The organism is Peribacillus frigoritolerans (assembly GCF_001636405.1).
Taxonomy (GTDB): Bacteria; Bacillota; Bacilli; order Bacillales; family DSM-1321; genus Peribacillus; species Peribacillus frigoritolerans.
Genome location: NZ_KV440950.1, coordinates 2,524,393 through 2,544,150 on the forward strand (window position 1 = coordinate 2,524,393; position 19,758 = coordinate 2,544,150).

At 35.3% G+C, this 19,758-nt stretch carries 19 protein-coding genes and 2 pseudogenes; 18 read left to right on the forward strand and 3 right to left on the reverse strand.

What is annotated here, in order from left to right; translation table 11 throughout:
* Window positions 1-127 precede the first annotated feature (127 nt).
* On the reverse strand, window positions 128-874 hold the full coding sequence (locus A6755_RS12310; RefSeq protein ID WP_034307681.1) for an SDR family oxidoreductase: 747 nt from the start codon (window positions 872-874) through the stop codon (window positions 128-130).
* A 181-nt stretch (window positions 875-1,055) separates the two neighbouring features.
* Between A6755_RS12310 and A6755_RS12315 the strand changes: the two genes are divergently transcribed.
* From A6755_RS12315 to A6755_RS12330, 4 genes are all read left to right on the forward strand, one after another.
* Entirely contained in the window at window positions 1,056-1,601 is a 546-nt protein-coding gene (locus A6755_RS12315) for a TetR-like C-terminal domain-containing protein (RefSeq protein WP_063575850.1), read from the forward strand.
* Between the two features lie 481 nt (window positions 1,602-2,082).
* The gene (locus A6755_RS12320) at window positions 2,083-2,745 is read left to right on the forward strand and encodes a hypothetical protein (RefSeq protein ID WP_244889662.1); all 663 of its coding nucleotides are present in this window, start codon (window positions 2,083-2,085) and stop codon (window positions 2,743-2,745) included.
* Between the two features lie 917 nt (window positions 2,746-3,662).
* Window positions 3,663-6,407: a DUF3289 family protein gene (locus tag A6755_RS12325; protein ID WP_063590800.1), complete on the forward strand. Its 2,745-nt coding sequence runs from the start codon at window positions 3,663-3,665 to the stop codon at window positions 6,405-6,407.
* Entirely contained in the window at window positions 6,400-6,921 is a 522-nt protein-coding gene (locus A6755_RS12330) for a hypothetical protein (protein WP_048679278.1), read from the forward strand. Before A6755_RS12325 ends, A6755_RS12330 begins: the two co-directional genes overlap by 8 nt.
* Window positions 6,922-7,300: 379 nt before the next feature.
* Here A6755_RS12330 and A6755_RS12340 read toward each other — a convergent pair whose 3' ends face one another.
* On the reverse strand, window positions 7,301-7,708 hold the full coding sequence (locus A6755_RS12340) for a winged helix-turn-helix transcriptional regulator (RefSeq protein ID WP_284108571.1): 408 nt from the start codon (window positions 7,706-7,708) through the stop codon (window positions 7,301-7,303).
* On the opposite strand from A6755_RS12340, the gene A6755_RS26020 reads away from it, so the two are divergent.
* Together A6755_RS26020 and A6755_RS28250 are read left to right on the forward strand one after the other, a co-directional pair.
* Window positions 7,629-7,877 (forward strand): metal ABC transporter permease, encoded by a 249-nt coding sequence (locus A6755_RS26020; RefSeq protein WP_275452464.1) that lies wholly within the window; start codon window positions 7,629-7,631, stop codon window positions 7,875-7,877. The genes A6755_RS12340 and A6755_RS26020 overlap by 80 nt on opposite strands.
* Window positions 7,878-7,906: 29 nt before the next feature.
* Entirely contained in the window at window positions 7,907-8,104 is a 198-nt protein-coding gene (locus tag A6755_RS28250) for a dCTP deaminase domain-containing protein (RefSeq protein WP_063590801.1), read from the forward strand.
* Between the two features lie 22 nt (window positions 8,105-8,126).
* Here A6755_RS28250 and A6755_RS12350 read toward each other — a convergent pair whose 3' ends face one another.
* Window positions 8,127-8,783 (reverse strand): FadR/GntR family transcriptional regulator, encoded by a 657-nt coding sequence (locus A6755_RS12350; RefSeq protein ID WP_063590802.1) that lies wholly within the window; start codon window positions 8,781-8,783, stop codon window positions 8,127-8,129.
* A 298-nt stretch (window positions 8,784-9,081) separates the two neighbouring features.
* On the opposite strand from A6755_RS12350, the gene A6755_RS12355 reads away from it, so the two are divergent.
* The 12 genes and pseudogenes from A6755_RS12355 (at window position 9,082) to A6755_RS12405 (ending at window position 19,510) form a co-directional block, all read left to right on the forward strand.
* Window positions 9,082-9,792: a FadR/GntR family transcriptional regulator gene (locus tag A6755_RS12355; protein ID WP_063590803.1), complete on the forward strand. Its 711-nt coding sequence runs from the start codon at window positions 9,082-9,084 to the stop codon at window positions 9,790-9,792.
* 475 nt (window positions 9,793-10,267) lie between these two features.
* Entirely contained in the window at window positions 10,268-11,182 is a 915-nt protein-coding gene (locus A6755_RS12360; protein ID WP_063590804.1) for a fumarylacetoacetate hydrolase family protein, read from the forward strand.
* Window positions 11,160-11,945 (forward strand): SDR family oxidoreductase, encoded by a 786-nt coding sequence (locus tag A6755_RS12365; RefSeq protein WP_063590805.1) that lies wholly within the window; start codon window positions 11,160-11,162, stop codon window positions 11,943-11,945. Before A6755_RS12360 ends, A6755_RS12365 begins: the two co-directional genes overlap by 23 nt.
* A gap of 179 nt (window positions 11,946-12,124) precedes the next feature.
* Window positions 12,125-13,300 (forward strand): pyridoxal phosphate-dependent aminotransferase, encoded by a 1,176-nt coding sequence (locus A6755_RS12370; RefSeq protein ID WP_063590806.1) that lies wholly within the window; start codon window positions 12,125-12,127, stop codon window positions 13,298-13,300.
* A 41-nt stretch (window positions 13,301-13,341) separates the two neighbouring features.
* Window positions 13,342-14,592 carry a dicarboxylate/amino acid:cation symporter gene (locus A6755_RS12375; RefSeq protein WP_063590807.1) on the forward strand — a complete coding sequence of 417 codons (1,251 nt, stop codon included), beginning with the start codon at window positions 13,342-13,344 and terminating at the stop codon, window positions 14,590-14,592.
* Between the two features lie 475 nt (window positions 14,593-15,067).
* The gene (locus tag A6755_RS12380) at window positions 15,068-16,099 is read left to right on the forward strand and encodes an NADH:flavin oxidoreductase/NADH oxidase (protein WP_063590808.1); all 1,032 of its coding nucleotides are present in this window, start codon (window positions 15,068-15,070) and stop codon (window positions 16,097-16,099) included.
* A 42-nt stretch (window positions 16,100-16,141) separates the two neighbouring features.
* Entirely contained in the window at window positions 16,142-16,885 is a 744-nt protein-coding gene (locus A6755_RS12385) for an SDR family oxidoreductase (RefSeq protein WP_063590809.1), read from the forward strand.
* 179 nt (window positions 16,886-17,064) lie between these two features.
* Window positions 17,065-17,700 (forward strand): NAD(P)H-binding protein, encoded by a 636-nt coding sequence (locus A6755_RS12390; RefSeq protein ID WP_063590810.1) that lies wholly within the window; start codon window positions 17,065-17,067, stop codon window positions 17,698-17,700.
* A 98-nt stretch (window positions 17,701-17,798) separates the two neighbouring features.
* Window positions 17,799-18,173, forward strand: coding sequence for a nuclear transport factor 2 family protein (locus tag A6755_RS12395; RefSeq protein WP_063590811.1), 375 nt, complete (start codon window positions 17,799-17,801; stop codon window positions 18,171-18,173).
* Between the two features lie 107 nt (window positions 18,174-18,280).
* Window positions 18,281-18,813: pseudogene (ybaK, locus tag A6755_RS12400) on the forward strand (Cys-tRNA(Pro) deacylase).
* A 119-nt stretch (window positions 18,814-18,932) separates the two neighbouring features.
* Window positions 18,933-19,088: pseudogene (locus A6755_RS26645) on the forward strand (aldo/keto reductase); the annotation flags it as partial.
* Window positions 19,089-19,093: 5 nt separating this feature from the next.
* The gene (locus tag A6755_RS12405) at window positions 19,094-19,510 is read left to right on the forward strand and encodes an SRPBCC family protein (RefSeq protein WP_063590812.1); all 417 of its coding nucleotides are present in this window, start codon (window positions 19,094-19,096) and stop codon (window positions 19,508-19,510) included.
* The last annotated feature ends 248 nt before the right edge of the window (window positions 19,511-19,758 follow it).

Here is a 19,758-nt window from a genome sequence, read left to right on the forward strand (position 1 = left end):
ATCAGAGGAGATTTCTCCAGTTAAAGCCTGTAAACATCCCGAGAAGAAATTGAAAGGCTGTCAAGATTTTCTCGACAGCCTAAATTTCAGAAAATGAATAGCTCTTAGTTTTATCTTCCTTTTATTATTACCAAGGTTGACTTGTTGGTCCAATTGTAAACTCATTAATGTTCGTATCTTCTGGCTGATCAATAGCGAATGCCACAATATTGGCAACTCGATCAGGCGCAATACCATATTGTTCGTACAGCGCAGTCATACCTTCTGAAATATTCTTATCAGTAATCGTATCCAGCAATTCCGTGTTGATCGCTGCTGGATAAATAGTTGCTGTGCGGATGTTAGTACCTTCTTGGGCAGATTCCATACGCAAAACTTCCATTAAATCACGAACAGCCCACTTTGTTGCTCCATAAACAGCACCGCCTGGGTATGCTTTAAGCCCAGCTACTGATGACGTAGTGATGACATGTCCAGACTTTTGCGAAGTAAATGTTGGCAATACTGCTGCAATACCATTCAATACACCTTTAATATTAACGTCAACCATGCTGTTCCACTCGTCAGTTTTTAATTCGGAAAGTGGTGAATTAGGCATTAGTCCAGCGTTCAAGAAGATTACATCAACACCCCCAAAAGTGTCTTTAGCTAGTTGAACAAGCTGCTGACTATCATCTGGGTTAACGACATCAGTGACGCGATAAGCCACTTGACCACCGTTCGATCTAATTTCTTCTGCTAATTTTGCTAAACGCTCTTCACGTCTTGCGCCAAGTACAACTTTTGCACCTTTTTCAGCTAACAGCTTAGCTGTTGCTTCCCCAATACCCGAACTTGCGCCTGTAATTACAACCACTTTGTTTTCAATTGTCATTTCGTTTCATCCTTTCATGTAAAATAAAACTACAATTGATGTTTTCTCGACATCTGTCTATAATTTAAAATATAAATTTAAACAAAACAAGGCATATAAATCGTTAATTTAATCAGTTTTGTTGTTTAAACAACAAATCAATAAAAATTGTTGACTATCTCAAGGAAAGTATGGTGTTAATATGGCAAAAGTGGATAGAAGAATTGTAAGAACTCAAGAAGCAATTAAGAAAGCATTTCTTGAATTGATGTCTGAAAAAAATTTTGATAGCATGACCATTCAGGATATTTCTGACAGGGCAAATATTAACCGTGCAACTGTTTATCTCCATTACTTGGATAAATTTGATCTGTTGGATAAAATCATAGAAGAACATATCAATAACATGGTTAACCTTTGTGAATCGGAAGCTGAAATGGATTGGATTGAATCGACTGTACACTGCATGGAATATCTTGAACGTAATTATTTATTTTTTTCGACGATGTTGGCAAGTGAGGGAGCTCCGTACTTTCGCAGCCGGTTTGTTCAGCATAATATCGAAGAGTTCAAAAAAGACGTGGATATAACAAAAGGAAAAAATTTTGGTCAAAGTGAAGATGTAGTTGTCGAATTTGTGGCAAATGCTTATGTAGGTGTAGTGGAATGGTGGTTAAAAAATGGCATGCCTTATCCACCGGAGGAAATGGCAGAGAAAGTAGGGGACTTATTAGAGAGGATTTTATAGATTTATCGCATAAAAAATCTCTCTTATTTATTAAGGAATGAGGGGGATAATGTGTCCTTCACTCTTCAAAAAATGTTGTATGTTAAGGGTTGCACTTAAACTACCATGAAAATAAGTTTCTTTAAAAATGAAAAATGACAATACTTAAGACGACCCTACTCAATCGTTTAAAAAAAGAGGAGAGCGTTAATTAATTAGACTATGGATTAGTGTTGACTGGATTAAGGTCAGTATCAGTATAGAAACTTCCTAACCATTTTCATTCTTTGCGATTCATGGATAGCTAACGGGTGAGTTAGCTAAAGATCGGAGTTGTCTTTAAGGCAGCTTTTTCTTGGGGATTATTGGAAACGGTATTAGCGCCTCTGCTAAAGCTGACCTGCTTGGAATCCTTGTCGGGTATTTTTTTGTATGCTTCGGAGATCGTTTAGGTATAATTGGTTGAAGTATGATGGAAAAGTTATAGAGATGAGGAGAATATTTGAAAAAAGCATCACTTGTTTTATTTTCTATTTTATTATTGGGGGTATTGAGTTGTGAAGCATTAAACACGGAGAACAAGAAAGCCAATTCTGATGATAAAATAGTCAAAGAAGATGAAGAAAAAACAGTCAAAGAAGATGAAGAAGTCAAATCTCTTTATACGATAGACAGTTATATGAAGTCAGTCGAAGAAAACCTTGAAGCAAAATCGGAAACATTAATCAGCAATATAAAGGAGTTACATAAATACACCATTTACTCTAAAGTTGAATTATTGGATTTTGTAGCATTTGTAAATGATCCTTCCGAGTTTAACTTATCCATTACTATGTTCTCAATGGATAGACAGGCTAATGAAGTCTTTAACGAGGGGAAGGATTCTACTATCTTTGCAGGTAGTCTGGGTATGATTGAAAATGTAAGATACACCCACCTTTTAGGTAATCAAACAGAAGACTTTTGGGATTTCTACGAAAAAAATGAAGAAGAAATTAACCTTGCAGAAAAACAAGCGTTTGCTACTTGGGTCGCAGATTGCTGGAAAAAAGCAGATGGACAAGCAATCTTATTGCCAGCCTACTTTTCTCTTCACGATGATTATGAATCCTTTGATTTAAAGAAAAATCAGTGGATTACAGATGGTGAGAAATGGTCTTATTGACACATTAAGGGAGGGGCCTTTATCCACATTGTTCCTCATATGAGTAAAGACCTTCAATTGAAGGTCTTTTTTGTTCGTTCATCGGTTACATAGTAAACCTGCAATGGCTAAAGAAATGAACCCTAAAATTGTACAGAGTGTGGTATCTAAAATATAGTCACGTTTTTTATAAAAAAATGAGATATTTTGAATAAAGTTGTGATGTTTGCAAAAAAGTTACGATGCTTTACCCCTTTGTGGATATCTAAAGGGTTTTTCTTATAGGAAAAGGAAAGTACATCTGAATTAAAAGGTGGATTTAAAGAAAATTGGCTATATATTGGTTTAATCTCTAAAAATAAGACCATTAATTCATAAGTCTGATAAAAATATATAGGAAATTTTTACCTTATAATCCATATTTTTAATCTGTAAACTAATACTTAGTTGAAAAAATTATTTTTTAGGGAGGGAAGGAGAAAAAATGAGTTTATCCCTCAAGGAACTATAAGAGCTGTTACTGTTTATTTTATGCTCTTCAATGCTTTTTGCATTTTCGGCACAGTCCAAGGAACAAAAAGCATCATCCTCTGACACGTTTCATATAAACGGTTGAGGAGCTAAACGGGAATCAGCCATTGGTTTACAGTCCGAAAATCTATTGGTTCAAAGACTTATTTATGTTCGGTAAATTTAAAAAGGCAATGCACTAGGTGTCTTTCTGATTTGGTAAATTTCAGAATATTCAGCATTATCGTTGTTTGGAGTAAATTCCTATTTTGCTTTTATAGGTACTAACTAGTTGCTATTAGAAAATAACAATTGTAAAGGAGTTCATTTAATGACATTAACTTAAGAATTTTGACAATATTTCTTTGGATGGGAACCATGATATCGTAATAGGTTAAATTAATATTTTTATAGGGGTGATTATCACGTTGAAAAATAAAGTAAAAAGTATATTGAGTTTTTTATTGATCTTTGCAATGATTTTCGGCGGAATTGGGCAAGCGGTGGTTGCCAAGGGCAATAACTCTAGTGAGCAAAATGTAAAACAGTGGTTAAGTGAATATGAATTCTATGAGGACACCAGAATTGCAAAAATCTATGATCAGATTGCAATAAATGAATTAAAGCGTTTCGCGACAGTCATAAAAGAAACTAATGCTAAGTTTGATTCTAAACTGATAGCGGAATTTGATGAAATCGGAGACTTTAAACAAAAAGATATTAATGAACTTGATGTACTTCAACAATTGATTGACCAATATGAACAAGCTGTTCAAGAGGAGTATATTCATGAGTCGGTTCTTAAAAGTGATCGGCTCTTGGAAATCAAACATAAGTTAACCATATGTTTATGGGGGTATGTAACAAAAAACGATTTTAATGAACCAACTGAAGTATTACTTGCAGATATACTCTTTAATTTTTATTTATCGGATAAAATTGTCAATAAAAATGCTATCGGCATCTTAAAGGATATCTCCGATCAAGCAGATCACAAAGGAAATAAACTAAAAGCTCATTTGAATAACGCTGGGAAAATGTCTGAAAAAGGTAATGAGTTTCTAGAAAAAGATCTAGCTGTCCCTGCATCAAAATCCTATCAAAATGCTTATAAACAAGTGTTATTCGGACTTGAAAAAGCAGGCTATTCATTTAACACAGAATTCTTTGAATCTACCTCTGAAACGGATGGCGATACTATAACAGATGGAAAAGAATTCCTAGAGGGAATGAATCCATTTAAAAAGGATACAGATGGTGATGGATTGCAGGACAATATTGAATATGAGGTTAAATCATTTATTTCCCCGACAAAAATTGATACAGATCGTAATGGCATAAGTGATGCAGATGAAGATATCGATGAAGACGGCCTGAGTAATAAAGACGAGCAAGCTAATCAAACAAATTTGATTAAGGGAGATTCGGACCAAGATGATTTAACTGACGGATTTGAAGTACATCAGTTCGATTCATTACCTAATAAGTATGATACAGATAACGATGGGTTAAGTGATGGAGATGAATATGCTTTAAAGACAAATCCGAATGCTGCAGACGGCGACAATGACGGAAGCGAGGATTCACAAGAACTCTATAAACAATCGATTAGTAAATCATTGATTCAGCCTGATAAATCAGAAATTAAAAGCGTAGAAATTGAGTTTAGTGCAAAGGATAATATTAATAAAACGACTAGAATTAGCAGCACAAACAACATAAATATTAAAACAACTAATTTACACGGTATTATTGGTTCCCCTGTAAGCATCAATACGCAATCAGAATTTGAGAAAGCAAGCATTCAGTTTACTTATGATGAAGCGAAGCTCGGAGACACGTTGGAAGATGATCTAGCCATCATTTGGTACAATGAAGACGAGGAAATGTTTGAAAGCATTAACACTGTGTTAGATACAAGTAAAAATACAATAAGTGTGGAAACTACTCACTTTGGTGAATATCTGGTTGTTGATAAGGCAAAATGGTTGGAGCTATGGAAACGGGAAATAGACTACTCAAGGACGCATGATGAAAATAAAGATCTGCTTAACAATCTTGCAATGAAGACAGTAGGTGATGTAGGAAGAGGTGCCGAAAATGGTATATCAGGTGAGGTAGAAATTGATAAAACAGATTCGGACGGGGATGGCTTATACGACAGCTATGAAATTGAAGGAATGAAAACACCGTACGGTATAATTAACTCAGATCCTAATAAGAAGGATAGTGACGGAGATGGATTAACCGATGGGCAAGAAATGGGGCAATTAAAATCATTCACGGTAGAAATTTTTGGAGTTGAAATTCATTTTGAAGGTTTCTTTCCAACCAGTTTCCCTGACCGAAAAGATAGTGACGGAGATGGAAAGTTTGATAATGAGGATTTGAGACCGTTGTACTCTGATTTTACCGATACAGAAATTTATCAATCAGATAGACCAGAAGGCTATGATGAAAATGGAAATGTAGCGAATGATATGAAAACAAATGATTATACAGAAGATGAAATAAAAGACATTAGCTGGATGTTCAGGTTCCAATTACTTGAATCTTATTTCCCAAGTATTCTCTTTTATGAGTTCGAGGATATGACAACAAGCTTGTTTTCCATGGGAGATATGGAAGATGTTATTTTAGATATGATTAATCATTTTAAAGAGGGAACTGGTAAAGAGTACAAAAACCAGACTTTAACTAAAGAAGCGAGTGAGCATGAAACAACGAAAGCCTATGTTGAATTTGTCAAAAATGCCTTAGTTGATGAGCTAAAGAAAAATGGAGGTAATTTGGCAGCACTTAAATTGGATAAAAGTACAAAGAATACAAATGAATTTTATAATTTGATACAGAGAAATGCTAGTTATCCGACGTTTAGCACTTGGAGTGATCGAGTAGGTGGTCTTACAATTACAGTAAATGATACTTGGGGGAATACGGTATCCGTAAAAGATTTTTCTGTAGAGAATAATCATTTTAAAGGAGTCATGCGTGTTCGTTTATATGATCATTTTGGGTTGGATCGGCCAGATGTTGAGAAGGAGTATGTCAACTTAGCAGGATTCCGTTCCTGGTTTGTCTTACAGCATTATGATGAATATAATGGCAAATATAAGCCCTTTGTTACTGTAATGGAAATGGATGTACCATTTGAGGGGAAATTGAGTGATTAAAGTTAATTTAAAAATTATAGTTTTAATGATTTGTATATTCTTAATTCCATTAAACTTAATTGGATGTAAAAAGAATGAGGAATCAAGTGGGGAAACAAAGATTTTCGAAATTGAAAATACAGAAGAGATCTTTGGTAAAAAGGATGAAGAAGATGTGACTGTTAAAAAGCATTATATGATTCTAAATCCACCAAAAGATTTAATTGAATTGAAAGAAATAGTGGAAAAATACAGTAAGGAACATTCGGTTGAAGAAGAAATGAAAGTAATGGAAGGAAAAAACAGGATTTTTGATATATCCTTTTATAGGGAAAGTGAAGATTTGCCAAGAGACTGGCAGCTTGATGAAAGTTACATGAATACAGATCGGCTAGAACATCATAAGAATGATCTAATTGCATATATCATTTGGTCAGATGCTGAAACACAAAAAGAATACAATGTTTATGATAAAAATAAGGAAGGAAAGGTTATCAAGAGTAAGCATTTTATTGAGGATCAGCTTGTTGAGTGATACTCTATCCATACCCTGGAAGTAATAAAATGGAAATTGCCTTTCTTAATGAACTAATGGTTGGCTTTATCTAAAGATCGGAGCTGTCTTTAAGGCAGCTCTTTTCTTATGCAACTAAAGGAAGAAGGATTTAATACGGTTTCATACTTAGATAATGTATTTTAAAAAAAGAGGCGGAATGGAAGGGCTTATTTATGCACTCAGAATTACAATATTAACGGGTCCGGATAGCTTAGCCGGAATAGTACGCATAATTCCTCAAAACAGTATGGTTATTTATAGATTTACAAAAATACATTATGAATTAAAAACAAAGGTGCCTCTACTGAGTGCACCTTTGTTTTTAATTTCTCTGGTATTGGGGTAACGTTTGTCTTTATTAATCAACTCGCTCTCCAAACTTCCTCCCGAATTCTTCCATCAAATCAATAATAGGAATGAATTCCTCTCCTTTTGTGGTCAATGAATATTCAACTCGAGGAGGAGCCTCTGGATATATCTTGCGATTAATTAAGACATCTGTTTCTAATTCTCGAAGTTGCTTTTTATGAGAACATTGGGAAATATCGCCTGAAAAAGCTTTAATTTCACTATAACGACGCTCTTTAGACTTTATAAACCATAGAATAAGATATTTCCAACGGCCGGTTGGTTTAGCTATTTCAGTCATTATACCAACGATCGGAGTTCTTTTAGTTTCAGCTCTTTTGGTCTTGCCAGCTGCATTTGCGATAAGGTTCATGAAAGGATTTATAGTGGTAATTGTGACTGCTGTTCTTATTGCCATGTTTAGTATCTTTTTGGGATCGGTCTCTTCCTATACATTAGGAACTCCACCAGGCGCTACCATTACTTTATTATTGGTCATCATCTTATTTATTGGTTTTCTGAGTCACAAATTAGTAATAAGTGTCAATAGAAAAATTAAGAGACGAATACGTCAGGAAAGCTTATAACTATCAGTCGCTAGATTATATTAGAGAATATGGATTCGGGAGGTACAACTATTGTAATTCTGTCCAATAAAACAATCTTAAAGAAGATAAAGGAGCAAGAGCTTATCATTGAACCACTGAAACAATCCCAACAATCAGCTTCTATTGATTTACGGATAGGAAATCATTTTTTGACGATTGATGAATATTCCACACCTCTTATTTCACTGGACAAACCAGCTGCATAAGGTTAATCTTATTTCCTTGATATTAGATTGGGTTCGTTTTATCCAACTTGGATAATTCATGAAATAATTCCTTTAATCTTGTCTCATTTCTTACTAAATAACAGTCTAAAAAGACATTAAATTGTATGTTCAAATTAAGGGTGCAAAAATAATCATTTTCTTCTAATACGTTATAATTATTTAACCATAAGGAAAAGAAAAATGGATTTTGCAAACCGGTAGCTATGTATTCTATCCATTTTGGAAAATCAGACCAGAAATCACCTGTAAATTTAAGGATCGATTTGTTCTCAATTAGTTCCTTATTTGATAAACCAAGAGAGAGGGATAGTGAGACGATCTGCTTGGAACACATAATAAATACCTCATAGTAATTTTGTAGATTTGTGTGGTTCAGCTGTTGTTTTATTAATTGAGATGGAATCAAAAATGGAGGTGGATTAGCTACAAATGTTCCTTCTCCCTGTCTTGAATCGAGGTATCCTAAAAGTTCAAGACTTCGAATACCTTCTCTGATTGATGAACGACTGACCCCTAATAATTCACTTAAATTTCTTTCGGTAGGAATTTTGGCCCCCTCAGATAGTTGCTCGGATTCAATATATTCAACAAGCTGATTTATAACCTGTTGATACATTTTGGGGGGCTGTTGAACTTTATAATTTCTATCTCTTTTCACTTATTAAACCTCCTGGATATTAGATAATTATCACCTGAATGAATATTAATAATTAATCGCTGACTAAACAAGTTACGATTCATTTTTGTAGATTTAATCAATTAAATAGGGTGAAATACAGAGTATTTTTTACGAGGTTCTATAAAAGCCTAATTTGATTACAAATCCCAACATATAACAATTCCTCTTTGACTGTTATTAAATTATATATGATTATATAGTATAATAATTATTAGTTATAAATGATACTTTAAAATGTAAGCATATTAACTTTAGAAGGTATAAAGAGGTGACAAGGTTGGTACTTAAAAATATTAAGAAAAAAAATTTATATGAAGAGATTATCTCTGAAATTATTCAATATATTCAGGAAGAAAATTTGAAACCGGGTGATAAGCTCCCTACTGAAAATGAATTTGTAGAAATATTTCAGGTAAGTAAAACAGCTATTAGAGAGGCGCTTAGTGTTCTTGTAGCTAAAGGGATTATAGAAAAGCGTTCAGGTGTTGGCAGTATATTGAAAGGGATAAATGGCAGTACCTTTGTTGAACCCATCACCCAGAAGCTTATGATGGAAGAACAAACGCTAAAAGAAATTCTTGAGTTCCGTAGGGGAATTGAAGTAGAGTCTGCTGCCCTAGCAGCCCAAAGAGCTACTAGCGAGCAACTAGAAGCAATTGAAAATGCCCACTTAGAATTGATTGAAGTGAATCGTAATGGGGGAATTGGGATAGAAGAAGATTATCGCTTTCATTCTTTGATTATTATTTCCTCTGGAAACTCTATCTATGAAACCATATTTGATATGATTTCTCCAACATTTTTAGAAGCATTAAAAGTCAGTAAGAATCAATCCAAGCGATTATCAAAATCATATTTAGAAGAGGCTCACCAAGAACATGAACGGATTCTTAAAGCCTTGAAGAAAAGGGATGCAGTAGAAGTTCGATTAGCTATGCTTGATCATCTCGAAAAAAACGAAATTAAAATTTGGAACAATGAGCTTTAAGGTTTTGAATTGATACTATAAGGTATTACATTATTTGCGATGGTTTTACTTAAAAAAGGTAAGACCACTATATTTTCTTTTTTTCACAAAATATTATTTGGCTTTTCATTTCGTATAGAAACAAGCATTTGACTTGCTCTGTTTTACAAGAAGTTCTATAACGTTTTTTAGTATGTCACCATAATTGAAATTATTTTTAAAATCAGCCAAGGCAAAGAAAACTGCTTGGCTGCTTTTTATGTTTTTTAAATTACTTAAAGTAATATTTTCTTCTGGATTATAGAAAGAATAGCCCTTGCTATATATAATTAATCTCTAAAATTTATCAATAATAATCGTTGATTCACGAAATTTAGTAAAAATAAAATACTTTACAAATTCAAATTGTCTTTATATTATGAAAATAGATAAATTAATATGGTCAGACCATATTAATTTATGATGACTTAGTCAAAATAAATAGGAGGAATATTCTATGAAATTAGCAACAATTCAGCGTAACGGAGAAGAAATGGCGGGGCTTGTAGTTCATGATGGAATTTTGTTGATAGAAGATTTAAATACTAAATTTAATCAGGAATGGTCAACAGACTTATTTGAAATGATTACTTCTAACCAATTAGATGGGATGAAACAATGGTATTACTCAGAAGGTAAAGAAAAAGTTGCAGAACTAGGAGACATTCTAATTCCTTTTCAAGAAGTAGAGTATGCACCTCTATATCGTCATCCAAGAAAAATTTGGGGAATTGGTTTGAATTATATAGAGCATGCAGCTGATTTAAACGAAAATGCACCGAATACAGAACCTGCAAGCTTTCTAAAACCGGATACTACCATTATTGGTCCCAATGATACGATCAAAATTCCTTTGCAATCTGAGAGAACAACAGCAGAAGCAGAGCTTGGAATTGTTATTGGAAAGGAATGTAAGGATGTGTCTGAAGAAGATGCGCCTAATGTAATCGCTGGTTTTACTACCATAATTGATATGACAGCAGAAGATATTTTACAGAGAAATCCTAGATATTTGACTCGATCGAAAAGTTTCGATACATTTTTCAGTTTTGGTCCTCACCTGGTTACACCTGACGAAGTTGAAGAAGTAGTAAATTTAAATGTTTCTACCGTTATTAACGGAGAGGTTCACCGGAAAAACATTGTTTCTAACATGTCTTTTCTTCCTTGGCATTTAATATCTTTCCACTCTAAGGTTATGAAATTATTACCTGGTGATATCATCTCTACTGGTACTCCAGGAGCTGTCGTAATACGTGATGGGGACATTGTAGAATGTCATATTGATGGGTTTGAAAAACTGGTTAATCATGTAAAAGATTTAAAACTTAAAGGGGAGGTAACTTCGCATGGAATTGAATCTTACAAATAAAGTTGCCCTTGTTGTTGCATCAAGCCAAGGACTCGGAAAGGCTATTGCAACACAACTAGTCAAGGAAGGCGTAAATGTCATGCTAACAAGCAGGGACAGCGTCAAATTGAGAGAATTACAGCGTGAACTTCACTCTTTGGGTAAAGGAAGGGTTGAATATTGTCAGGCTGATATTACAAATGTAGATGATATCCGTATGTTAGTTAGGAAAACGGCAGAGACATTTGATGGAATCGATATTTTAATCAATAACGCAGGAGGACCTCCTAGTGGTAAGTTTGAACAATTCTCCGATGAAGATTGGGAAAAGGCATTTGAACTAAATTTGTTAAGCTATATCCGTTTAATTCGTGAAGCTTTACCTCATCTCAAGAAACAAGGAGGACGCATTATCAACCTAGCTTCTTCATCAATTAGGCAACCTATACCGGGACTTATACTATCTAATACCTTTCGGTTAGGAATTGTAGGATTAACTAAAACTCTAGCGGAGGAATTAGCTCCATTTAATATACTGATTAACACGGTTGCACCGGGTAGAATTGCAACAGACAGAGTAGCATTCCTGGATCAAATCAAAGCAGATAAGCTTGGGACTACACGTGAAGAAGTGGCAAAAGCATCACAAGAAACGATCCTGCTGAAGCGTTATGGAACTCCAGAAGAGTTTGCCAATGTGGTGACATTCTTGGTATCAGATGCAAGCACATATATGACAGGAAGTTCCTTCTTAGTTGATGGGGGTATGTTAAAGTCCATCTAAGAATAACAAAGGATTTTTCATTTTCATAGTAGATCATTAGGAGGCAATGCTTATAAACGAAACCATACTTAGGTTGAAACAGAATGTCAGCCAGAGAAGTTAGATTAAAAAGCAGTGATATTAAGGTCAATACCGAAAATACCACATAAAAATTTATCCTGATAAATATGAGGAGATGTATGAATTTGCAAAGTGCTACTATGCTACAAGCATTGCCTGAATCAAAAACTCTTTCAATTTTAAATAAAGTTACGCTTCTTAAACAAGAAGGTCACGATATTATTAATTTGGCTGGAGGAGATCCTGACTTTAATACGCCAAATATGATTATTGAAGAAGCGGAAAATGCCATGAAATTAGGGATGACACACTATGTAAGTAGTAATGGAATTCCAGAGTTACGTAATGAGATCGCTCATAAGTTAAAGACTGAAAATGGCGTCAATTATGACCCTTCCCAAATTATTGTAACGGCAGGGGGGAAACCAGCGTTATATGTTGCGTTAAAAAGCATAATAAATCCTGGTGACGAAGTATTAGTTATCAATCCAGCATGGGTAAGCTTTGAACCGTTAATAACTATGGTTGGTGGACATGCAGTTTCAGTAGATTTAAATCCTAATGATCATTTTAAACTTACAAAAGATTTACTGGATGCTGCTTGTACTGAGCGGACAAAAGCCATTATTGTAAATAACCCAAATAACCCAACTGGTAGAGTATTAACTAATGAGGAATTTCATAATCTTAGGGATGTTGTGATAGAGAAAGACCTAATTATTATTGCTGATGAAGTTTATGAAAAGTTGGTTTATGGAACACATCAATTTACTTCGCTCGCGAGTATACCTGGACTTGAAAATCGTACTATTACAGTACAAAGCTTCTCCAAGGGGCATGCCATGACTGGATGGAGATTAGGTTATTTAGCATTGCCAAATGAACTTGTACCTGCTGCTTCTAATATACAGGGGCATCTCGCAACATGCACTCCAGCATTTATCCAAAAAGCAGGAGTCGTAGCTCTTAAGGAAGTGAAAGAAGAAGTAGAACACATGCGTAGCATATATGATAAACGTATTAATCAAGTAGTGACTTATCTAAATCAAATTCCGGGTGTTATATGTCCCCATCCTGAAGGCGCTTTTTATGTTTTTCCAGAAATCAAATTTGGCAACTTCGATTCAATTGAACTTGCCAATTATCTTCTGGATGAAGCTAAGGTAGCAGTTACTCCAGGAATAGCATTTGGCTCTAGCTATTTGCATAACATTCGAATTTCATGTGCTATGTCCGAAGGGGAACTTGAGGAAGCATTAAGACGCATAGAAAAGGCACTTACTAAGATAGAGTAAGCTAAGCAAAACCACACCTTACTATTGAAAGGGGATAGGTAATGCAAGCTCTTAGAAGAATTCCTTTATGGCTCCAGATTTCCATTGCTCTAGTATTAGGTTTATGTTTAGGATCGATAAGTAAAACCATAGGGATAGAAGCAAAAATTTTAGGTGATGCTTTTATTCATATGATTAAGATGACAATTGTACCATTGATTTTCCCCCTAATTATATTAGGGATTGCTCAAATAAAATCAACCGGATCACTAGGTAGGCTTTCTCTAAAAGCCATTATCTATTTTGAAATTGTTACAACTTTAATCATCGTTATGTCCTTACTGCTTGCTAATATGGTGGACCTTGGAGTTGGAGCTGATTTATCAGGAGGAAATATGAAAGCTCTAGAGGGACTTGAGGCCAATAAAATTGACTTTAGAGAGTTTATTCTTCATATAATACCTTCTAATATATTTGTAGCCTTTTCAGAAGGGAATATATTAGCCATTGTCTACTTTGGTGTTTTCTTTGGCTTGGCTTTACGTTCCCTAAAGGGAAAAGCCAAACCTATAGAGGATGTTCTTGAGGCCCTTTCTAAAGTAATGTTTAAAGTTTTAGATTATGTCATTAAATTTTCTCCAATTGGTGTTTTTGGATCTATTGCTTATAGTATGGCTACTTACGGTTTCGAAAAGTTAAGTACCTTGCTTGATTTAATTTTAGTAACCTATGCTGGTTTAGCTATAGTTATATTAATCATTTTTCCCATAATTGCTCGCATCTATAATATTCGTTATTGGGAGTTAATTAATGAAATAAAAGATTTATTATTAATTGCTTTTACAACACGGAGCTCCGAGTCTGTATTTGCCCCTCTTACAGCACGTTTAGAAGGATACGGTGTCAAAAATTCAGTAGTATCTTTTGTATTGCCTCTTGGCTATTCATTTAATCTCGATGGTGGAATGGTCTACATGGCTCCGGCTATTTTGTTTTTAGCTAATGCCTACGATATTCAACTCTCGCTATTAGAGCAGGTTCACATAATTCTTTTACTTATGCTACTTACTAAGGGTGTTGCTTCCGTTCCTTCAGGAGTAATTGTTGTGTTGACTAGTGTTTCTGTTGTGATAGGGCTGCCAATGGAGGGTATTGCATTACTTATGGCAGTTGATTTCATAATGGATATGGCTCGAACTGCAACTAATGTAGTAGGGAATGCATTGGCTACAGTAGTAATAGCCAAATCGGAGGGAATGTTTCACAAAAAAGAATTCGTAGTTGCTGAACAAGAGAAAATAAAAAGCTCTTAAGACTTTGAGCAGGCTTACCCCTTTGGTGAGTCTGCTTCATTTTAAATATATGCATCGCTTCTATTCTAGAAATCCTGGCGTTTACTGCGGCTGACCGCAGAGGGGCAACTTGCAAAGCCACTGCTGCTTCCGTCATATGTTTGTGCTTTGCCACTTAAATGTAATATTCGCTTTGTCTTAATTCCAATGTAAGCTCCTTTATCTAATATTCAGATTACTTCTTTAAACTTTTATTTATATCATGAAACTATTACTTACAAGCCTATTTATACAAACAAGTAAATCCTTTATATGAAAATGTATAGGTTGACAATGAGAAATAGCTATTGTAAATTATATGCACGCGCATGCATTTAAAAGTGTTGGATTTATATGTTTTAAGTATACTAAATCGTATAATTTAACATGCATGAGGAACTATATGTTGTGGTTAACATTTATTCAATTATTTATTTAATAAAAAGGAGTTTTTAGAATGGATCAACATTTATTTAGTCCTTATATGTTAAAAGGATTAGAGTTAAAAAACCGTGTTGTCATGTCACCGATGTGTCAATATTCGGTTGAAAAGAAAGACGGTATTGCAACAGACTGGCATTACTTACACTATGTAAATAGAGCAATCGGTGGAGCTGGTTTTATTATGATTGAAATGACAGACGTAGAACCTGATGGCCGTATTTCAGACTTTGACTTAGGATTATGGTCAGATGAGCAAATCCCTGCTTTAGCAAGAATAGTAGAAGCTTGTCACCGTTATGGAGCAAAAGTTGGTATCCAAATCGCTCATGCTGGACGTAAGGCAGAAGACGCAGAAGTACCGGTTGCGCCTTCAGCGATTCCATTTGATGAAAAATCAAAAACACCAAGAGCTCTTTCAACAGCTGAAGTCAAAGAAATGGTAGGAAAATTCCGTAAGGCGGTGCAGCGTGCAGTAAAGGCCGGATTCGATGCCATTGAAATTCACGGAGCTCATGGCTATCTAATCCATCAATTCCACTCCCCGTTAACGAATAAGCGAGAAGATGAGTATGGACAAGATCTAACGAAGTTCGGCCGAGAAATTATTGAAGCAGCGAAAGCTGAGATTCCAGAAGATATGCCATTAATGATGCGTATCTCTGCCAAAGAATACGTAGAAGGTGGATATGACATCAACGGAAGTATCGAATTTGCGAAAGAATACCAAAAAGCAGGAGTGGATATTTTTGATATCTCTTCAGGTGGAGAAGGACCAATTGCTGCTTGGGGAAAACCGGGTACACATGCAGCTTACCAAGCTCCATTAGCGAGAGAAATCAAGAAAGCTCTTGATGTTCCCGTGATTGCAGTGGGAAGACTAGATGACCCTACATTAGCAAACGCGGTAATTGGAAATGAAGAAGCAGACCTTGTAGCTGTTGGTCGAGGGATGCTACGTAACCCTCACTGGGCATTAGAAGCTGCAGCTACATTGAAAAAAGAGACGACTGTGCCTAAACAGTACGCAGATGGTTTTAGAAGATAAGTTGAAATTACAATAGATCAACCTAAAGGAGGAGTATAAAACATGTCATATATTCAAGACAAGGTAGTAATCATTACAGGATCTTCAAGTGGGATTGGAGAAGCAACAGCGCTTCACCTTGCGAAGAATGGAGCTTCAGTCGTTCTAGCTGCCAGAAATGAAGAGAAACTAAAAAATCTAGCAGAGCGAATCAATAATGAAGGGGGGACAGCTTCTTACAAAGTGACAGATGTGACCGTCAAAGAAGACGTTCAATCTCTCGTAGACTTTACAGTAGGTAAATTCGGAAGAGTTGATACGTTAATTAACAGTGCAGGGATGATGTTGTTCTCCATGTGGGATAACGCTCACGTAGAAGAATGGGAAACGATGATTGATCTTAACGTAAAAGGTGTGCTGTATGGAGTAGCTGCGGTCCTTCCTCATATGAAGAAACAAGGAAGTGGACAAATCATTAATGTAGGTTCCGTTGCCGGTCATGCGATTGGTGAAGGTCATGGCGTGTATAGTTCTACAAAGTATGCAGTAAGAGCGATCACCGAAAGTCTACGTAAAGAGGTATCGGTCAAACATAATATTCAAGCTGTTTTAGTCTCACCAGGTGTCATTGCAACTAACTGGCAGGATACAGTGACAGATAAAGATGTAAAAGATGTGCTAGAAGGATTGAATGAGGTAGCTATTGACGTAGACTTTGTAGCTGAAACAATTGGATTTGTGGTGGATAAGCCTGCGAACGTCATGATTAATGATGTCATTGTCACACCTACAGCACAAGAATGGTAATGAAGTAATTTGAAAGAAAGACTTCTGATTACGAAAGCAAAGAAAGGTAATTAACCATAACAGAATAAGACAATGAGCTCTATATAGTTTATATTAATATGGTCTGACCATATTAATATAATGTTTATAGTTGTGAGATGGGCACTATTTTAAATTCAGTTTTCAAGGAGGTTCTTTTAATGAAGGTATTAGTAGTAGGAGCGAATGGTCGAGTGGGTTCGCTTCTTGTTGATAAACTAGTTGAGAAAGGTCATTTTGTTTACGCAGGAACGAGAAGAGATAACCTCACAAGCAATACGAGCAATGTTCGTTATGTCCATATAGATTTATTAGCTAGCCCTGAGGTAATAGCTGAAAATATGTATGACGCAGAAGCCATTTTCTTTGTGGCTGGTTCTAGAGGAAAAGATTTATTGAAGATTGACTTAAATGGCGCTGTCAATGTGATGCGCGCTGCTGAAGGCAAGAAGATAAAAAGATTTATTATGCTTAGTTCCGTATTTTCTCTTGAACCAGACAAGTGGGATCAAGCTTTTCTAAAAGATTTAACAAATTATAATATTGCTAAACATTTTGCTGATCATTGGCTGATTCATAATACCAAGCTAGACTATACAATCTTACAGCCTGGTGCTTTAAAAGAGGAGCCTGGATCTGGAAAAATAGATGTCAATATTGATTATCCTTGTGAAAATGCTATCGAAAATGTAGTGGACACGTTAGTTCAAAGTGTGCACGATCGTAATACCATTGGAAAAGTCATCACAATGAAAGATGGTAAAACTCCTATAGCAGATGCTTTGCGAAATTTATAAGAGTAGCTTTTCCAAGTTCTAATCAAATAAAACGAGCCTGAGTTAGAAAACTTTATTATCGTTAAATTATTTATAACTTAAAGGAGATTGAGGGAAAAATGAGTAAAACACCAATAAAAGATTACGATGAGATTATTAAAGTAGTGAATAAGTATATTGAAGGCCTTATTTCAGGTGATAAAGAAGTAGCAAAGCAAGCTTTTCATAAAGATGCAACGATGTATGGTTACAACACAACTGATGGCTTTTTAGGTGGACCTATTGATAACTTATGGGATTTCATGGATAAAGCTGGTCCTGCAAAGAATCTTAAATCGAGAGTGGATATTTTAGATGTTGAAGGAACGATTGCTTCCGTTCGTGTAAGTTTAGAAAATGATGCATATGACGAATCATACACTGATTTTCAGCAATTACTTAAACTGGACGGTGAATGGATTATTATTTCGAAGTTATTCCATCTACACTCATAAAAAGTAATTTCTAAAAAGAATCATAAGCTCGTCTCAAAAATAGAGGACCTTCCACTGTTTTTGAGACGGGAATTAAAACCTTTTAAACAGTCAGATCGGTGATAATGATGGGTAAAAGAGTAGATAAAACCAACGTATTGAGAATCCTGGACAAAAAGAAGATTATGTATAACTACTATTCCTACGACAGTACAAAGCTTAATTTTATTGATGTAAATAATTCTCTTGGTCAGGATCTTGCTACGGTGTTTAAGACACTTGTACTGTGGGGAAATCTAAAGAGTGTTATGTCTTTATGGTGCCAATGGAAAACGAGCTTGATTTAAAGAAGGCTGCAAAGGTAGCAGGAGAAAAATCATTAGAGATGATTCCTCAAAAGGAGCTTCTGTCCGTTTCAGGCTACATTCACGGCGGTTGTTCACCTATAGGAATGAAAAAGCAGTTTCGAACCTTCATTAACTGTACCGCAGAAAACTTTGAAACGATTTATTTTTCTGGTGGCCGTGTAGGTCATCAAGTACAACTGACACTAAGTGACCTGCAAAAAGTAATAAGGATAACTCTCGCAGATATGACTAATATACCTGCTAATGTGATGATTAATGATGTGATTGTTGTACCTGCAACTCAAGAATGGTAATGAGATAATTACAAATGAGCATGGCACATATGAAAGCTTTTGTTGTTGGGGCAAATTAGAGGACAACTACATTTGTTGAGCGAAAGTAATGATCGTACAATCGAAGCTGTAAGAAGCAGCGTAATCAAATCAGTATCAAGGCAGTTGTCTTACAATTTTCACTGGCTAATCCAGCAATGGCAGCTGTCATTCCGCCCGCATTTTGGCAAGAAATGCCGAACAAAAAACTGGTGGCATCTAATGCGCCACTGCCAATTAACTTTAAAAAGGAGTAATTAATATGGCACATACTACTACTACAATTAAAATCCCTGCCTCGCCTGACCAGGTATGGAAATTGATCGGAGGCTTTAACTCACTTCCTGACTGGTTACCTTCTATATCTAGCAGTGAGCTAAGTGAAGGTGGACGAATGCGCCATCTAGCTGATCTTGATGGAGAGAATATTGTAGAGCGTCTCGGAGTATTCAATGACAAGGATCGCTACTACACATACTCGATTATAAAAGCACAATTTCCGGTCACTGATTATCAAGCTACAATCCGCGTTCGCGAGACTGCTGACAGCAAAACATCGTTGGTAGAGTGGTCTGGCAGTTTCACACCTGTAGGTATTAGTGACGAAGAGGCTATAAATCTGTTCCACGGAATGTACGAGGATGGCTTAAAAGCATTGGGACAAGCATTGAAGAATTGAGCATTTAGAACAAATTTAGGTGAGTCTCTATAAAAAGACATCTATTTTAAGGAAGCGCAATTGGCTATAATTTATCATTTATATAAGGATGAAAATTTAGAATAATGAGTTTTAAATTTGTGATTTTAACCTTTAAGGTAAGTAGGTAAATAACTTTACTTTTTTATAGGTTTGACCATTTATTCATCATTATTTAATAATTTTAAAAGATACTGGTAAAGGAGAAGGAATGAGTTAGAAACTTATTG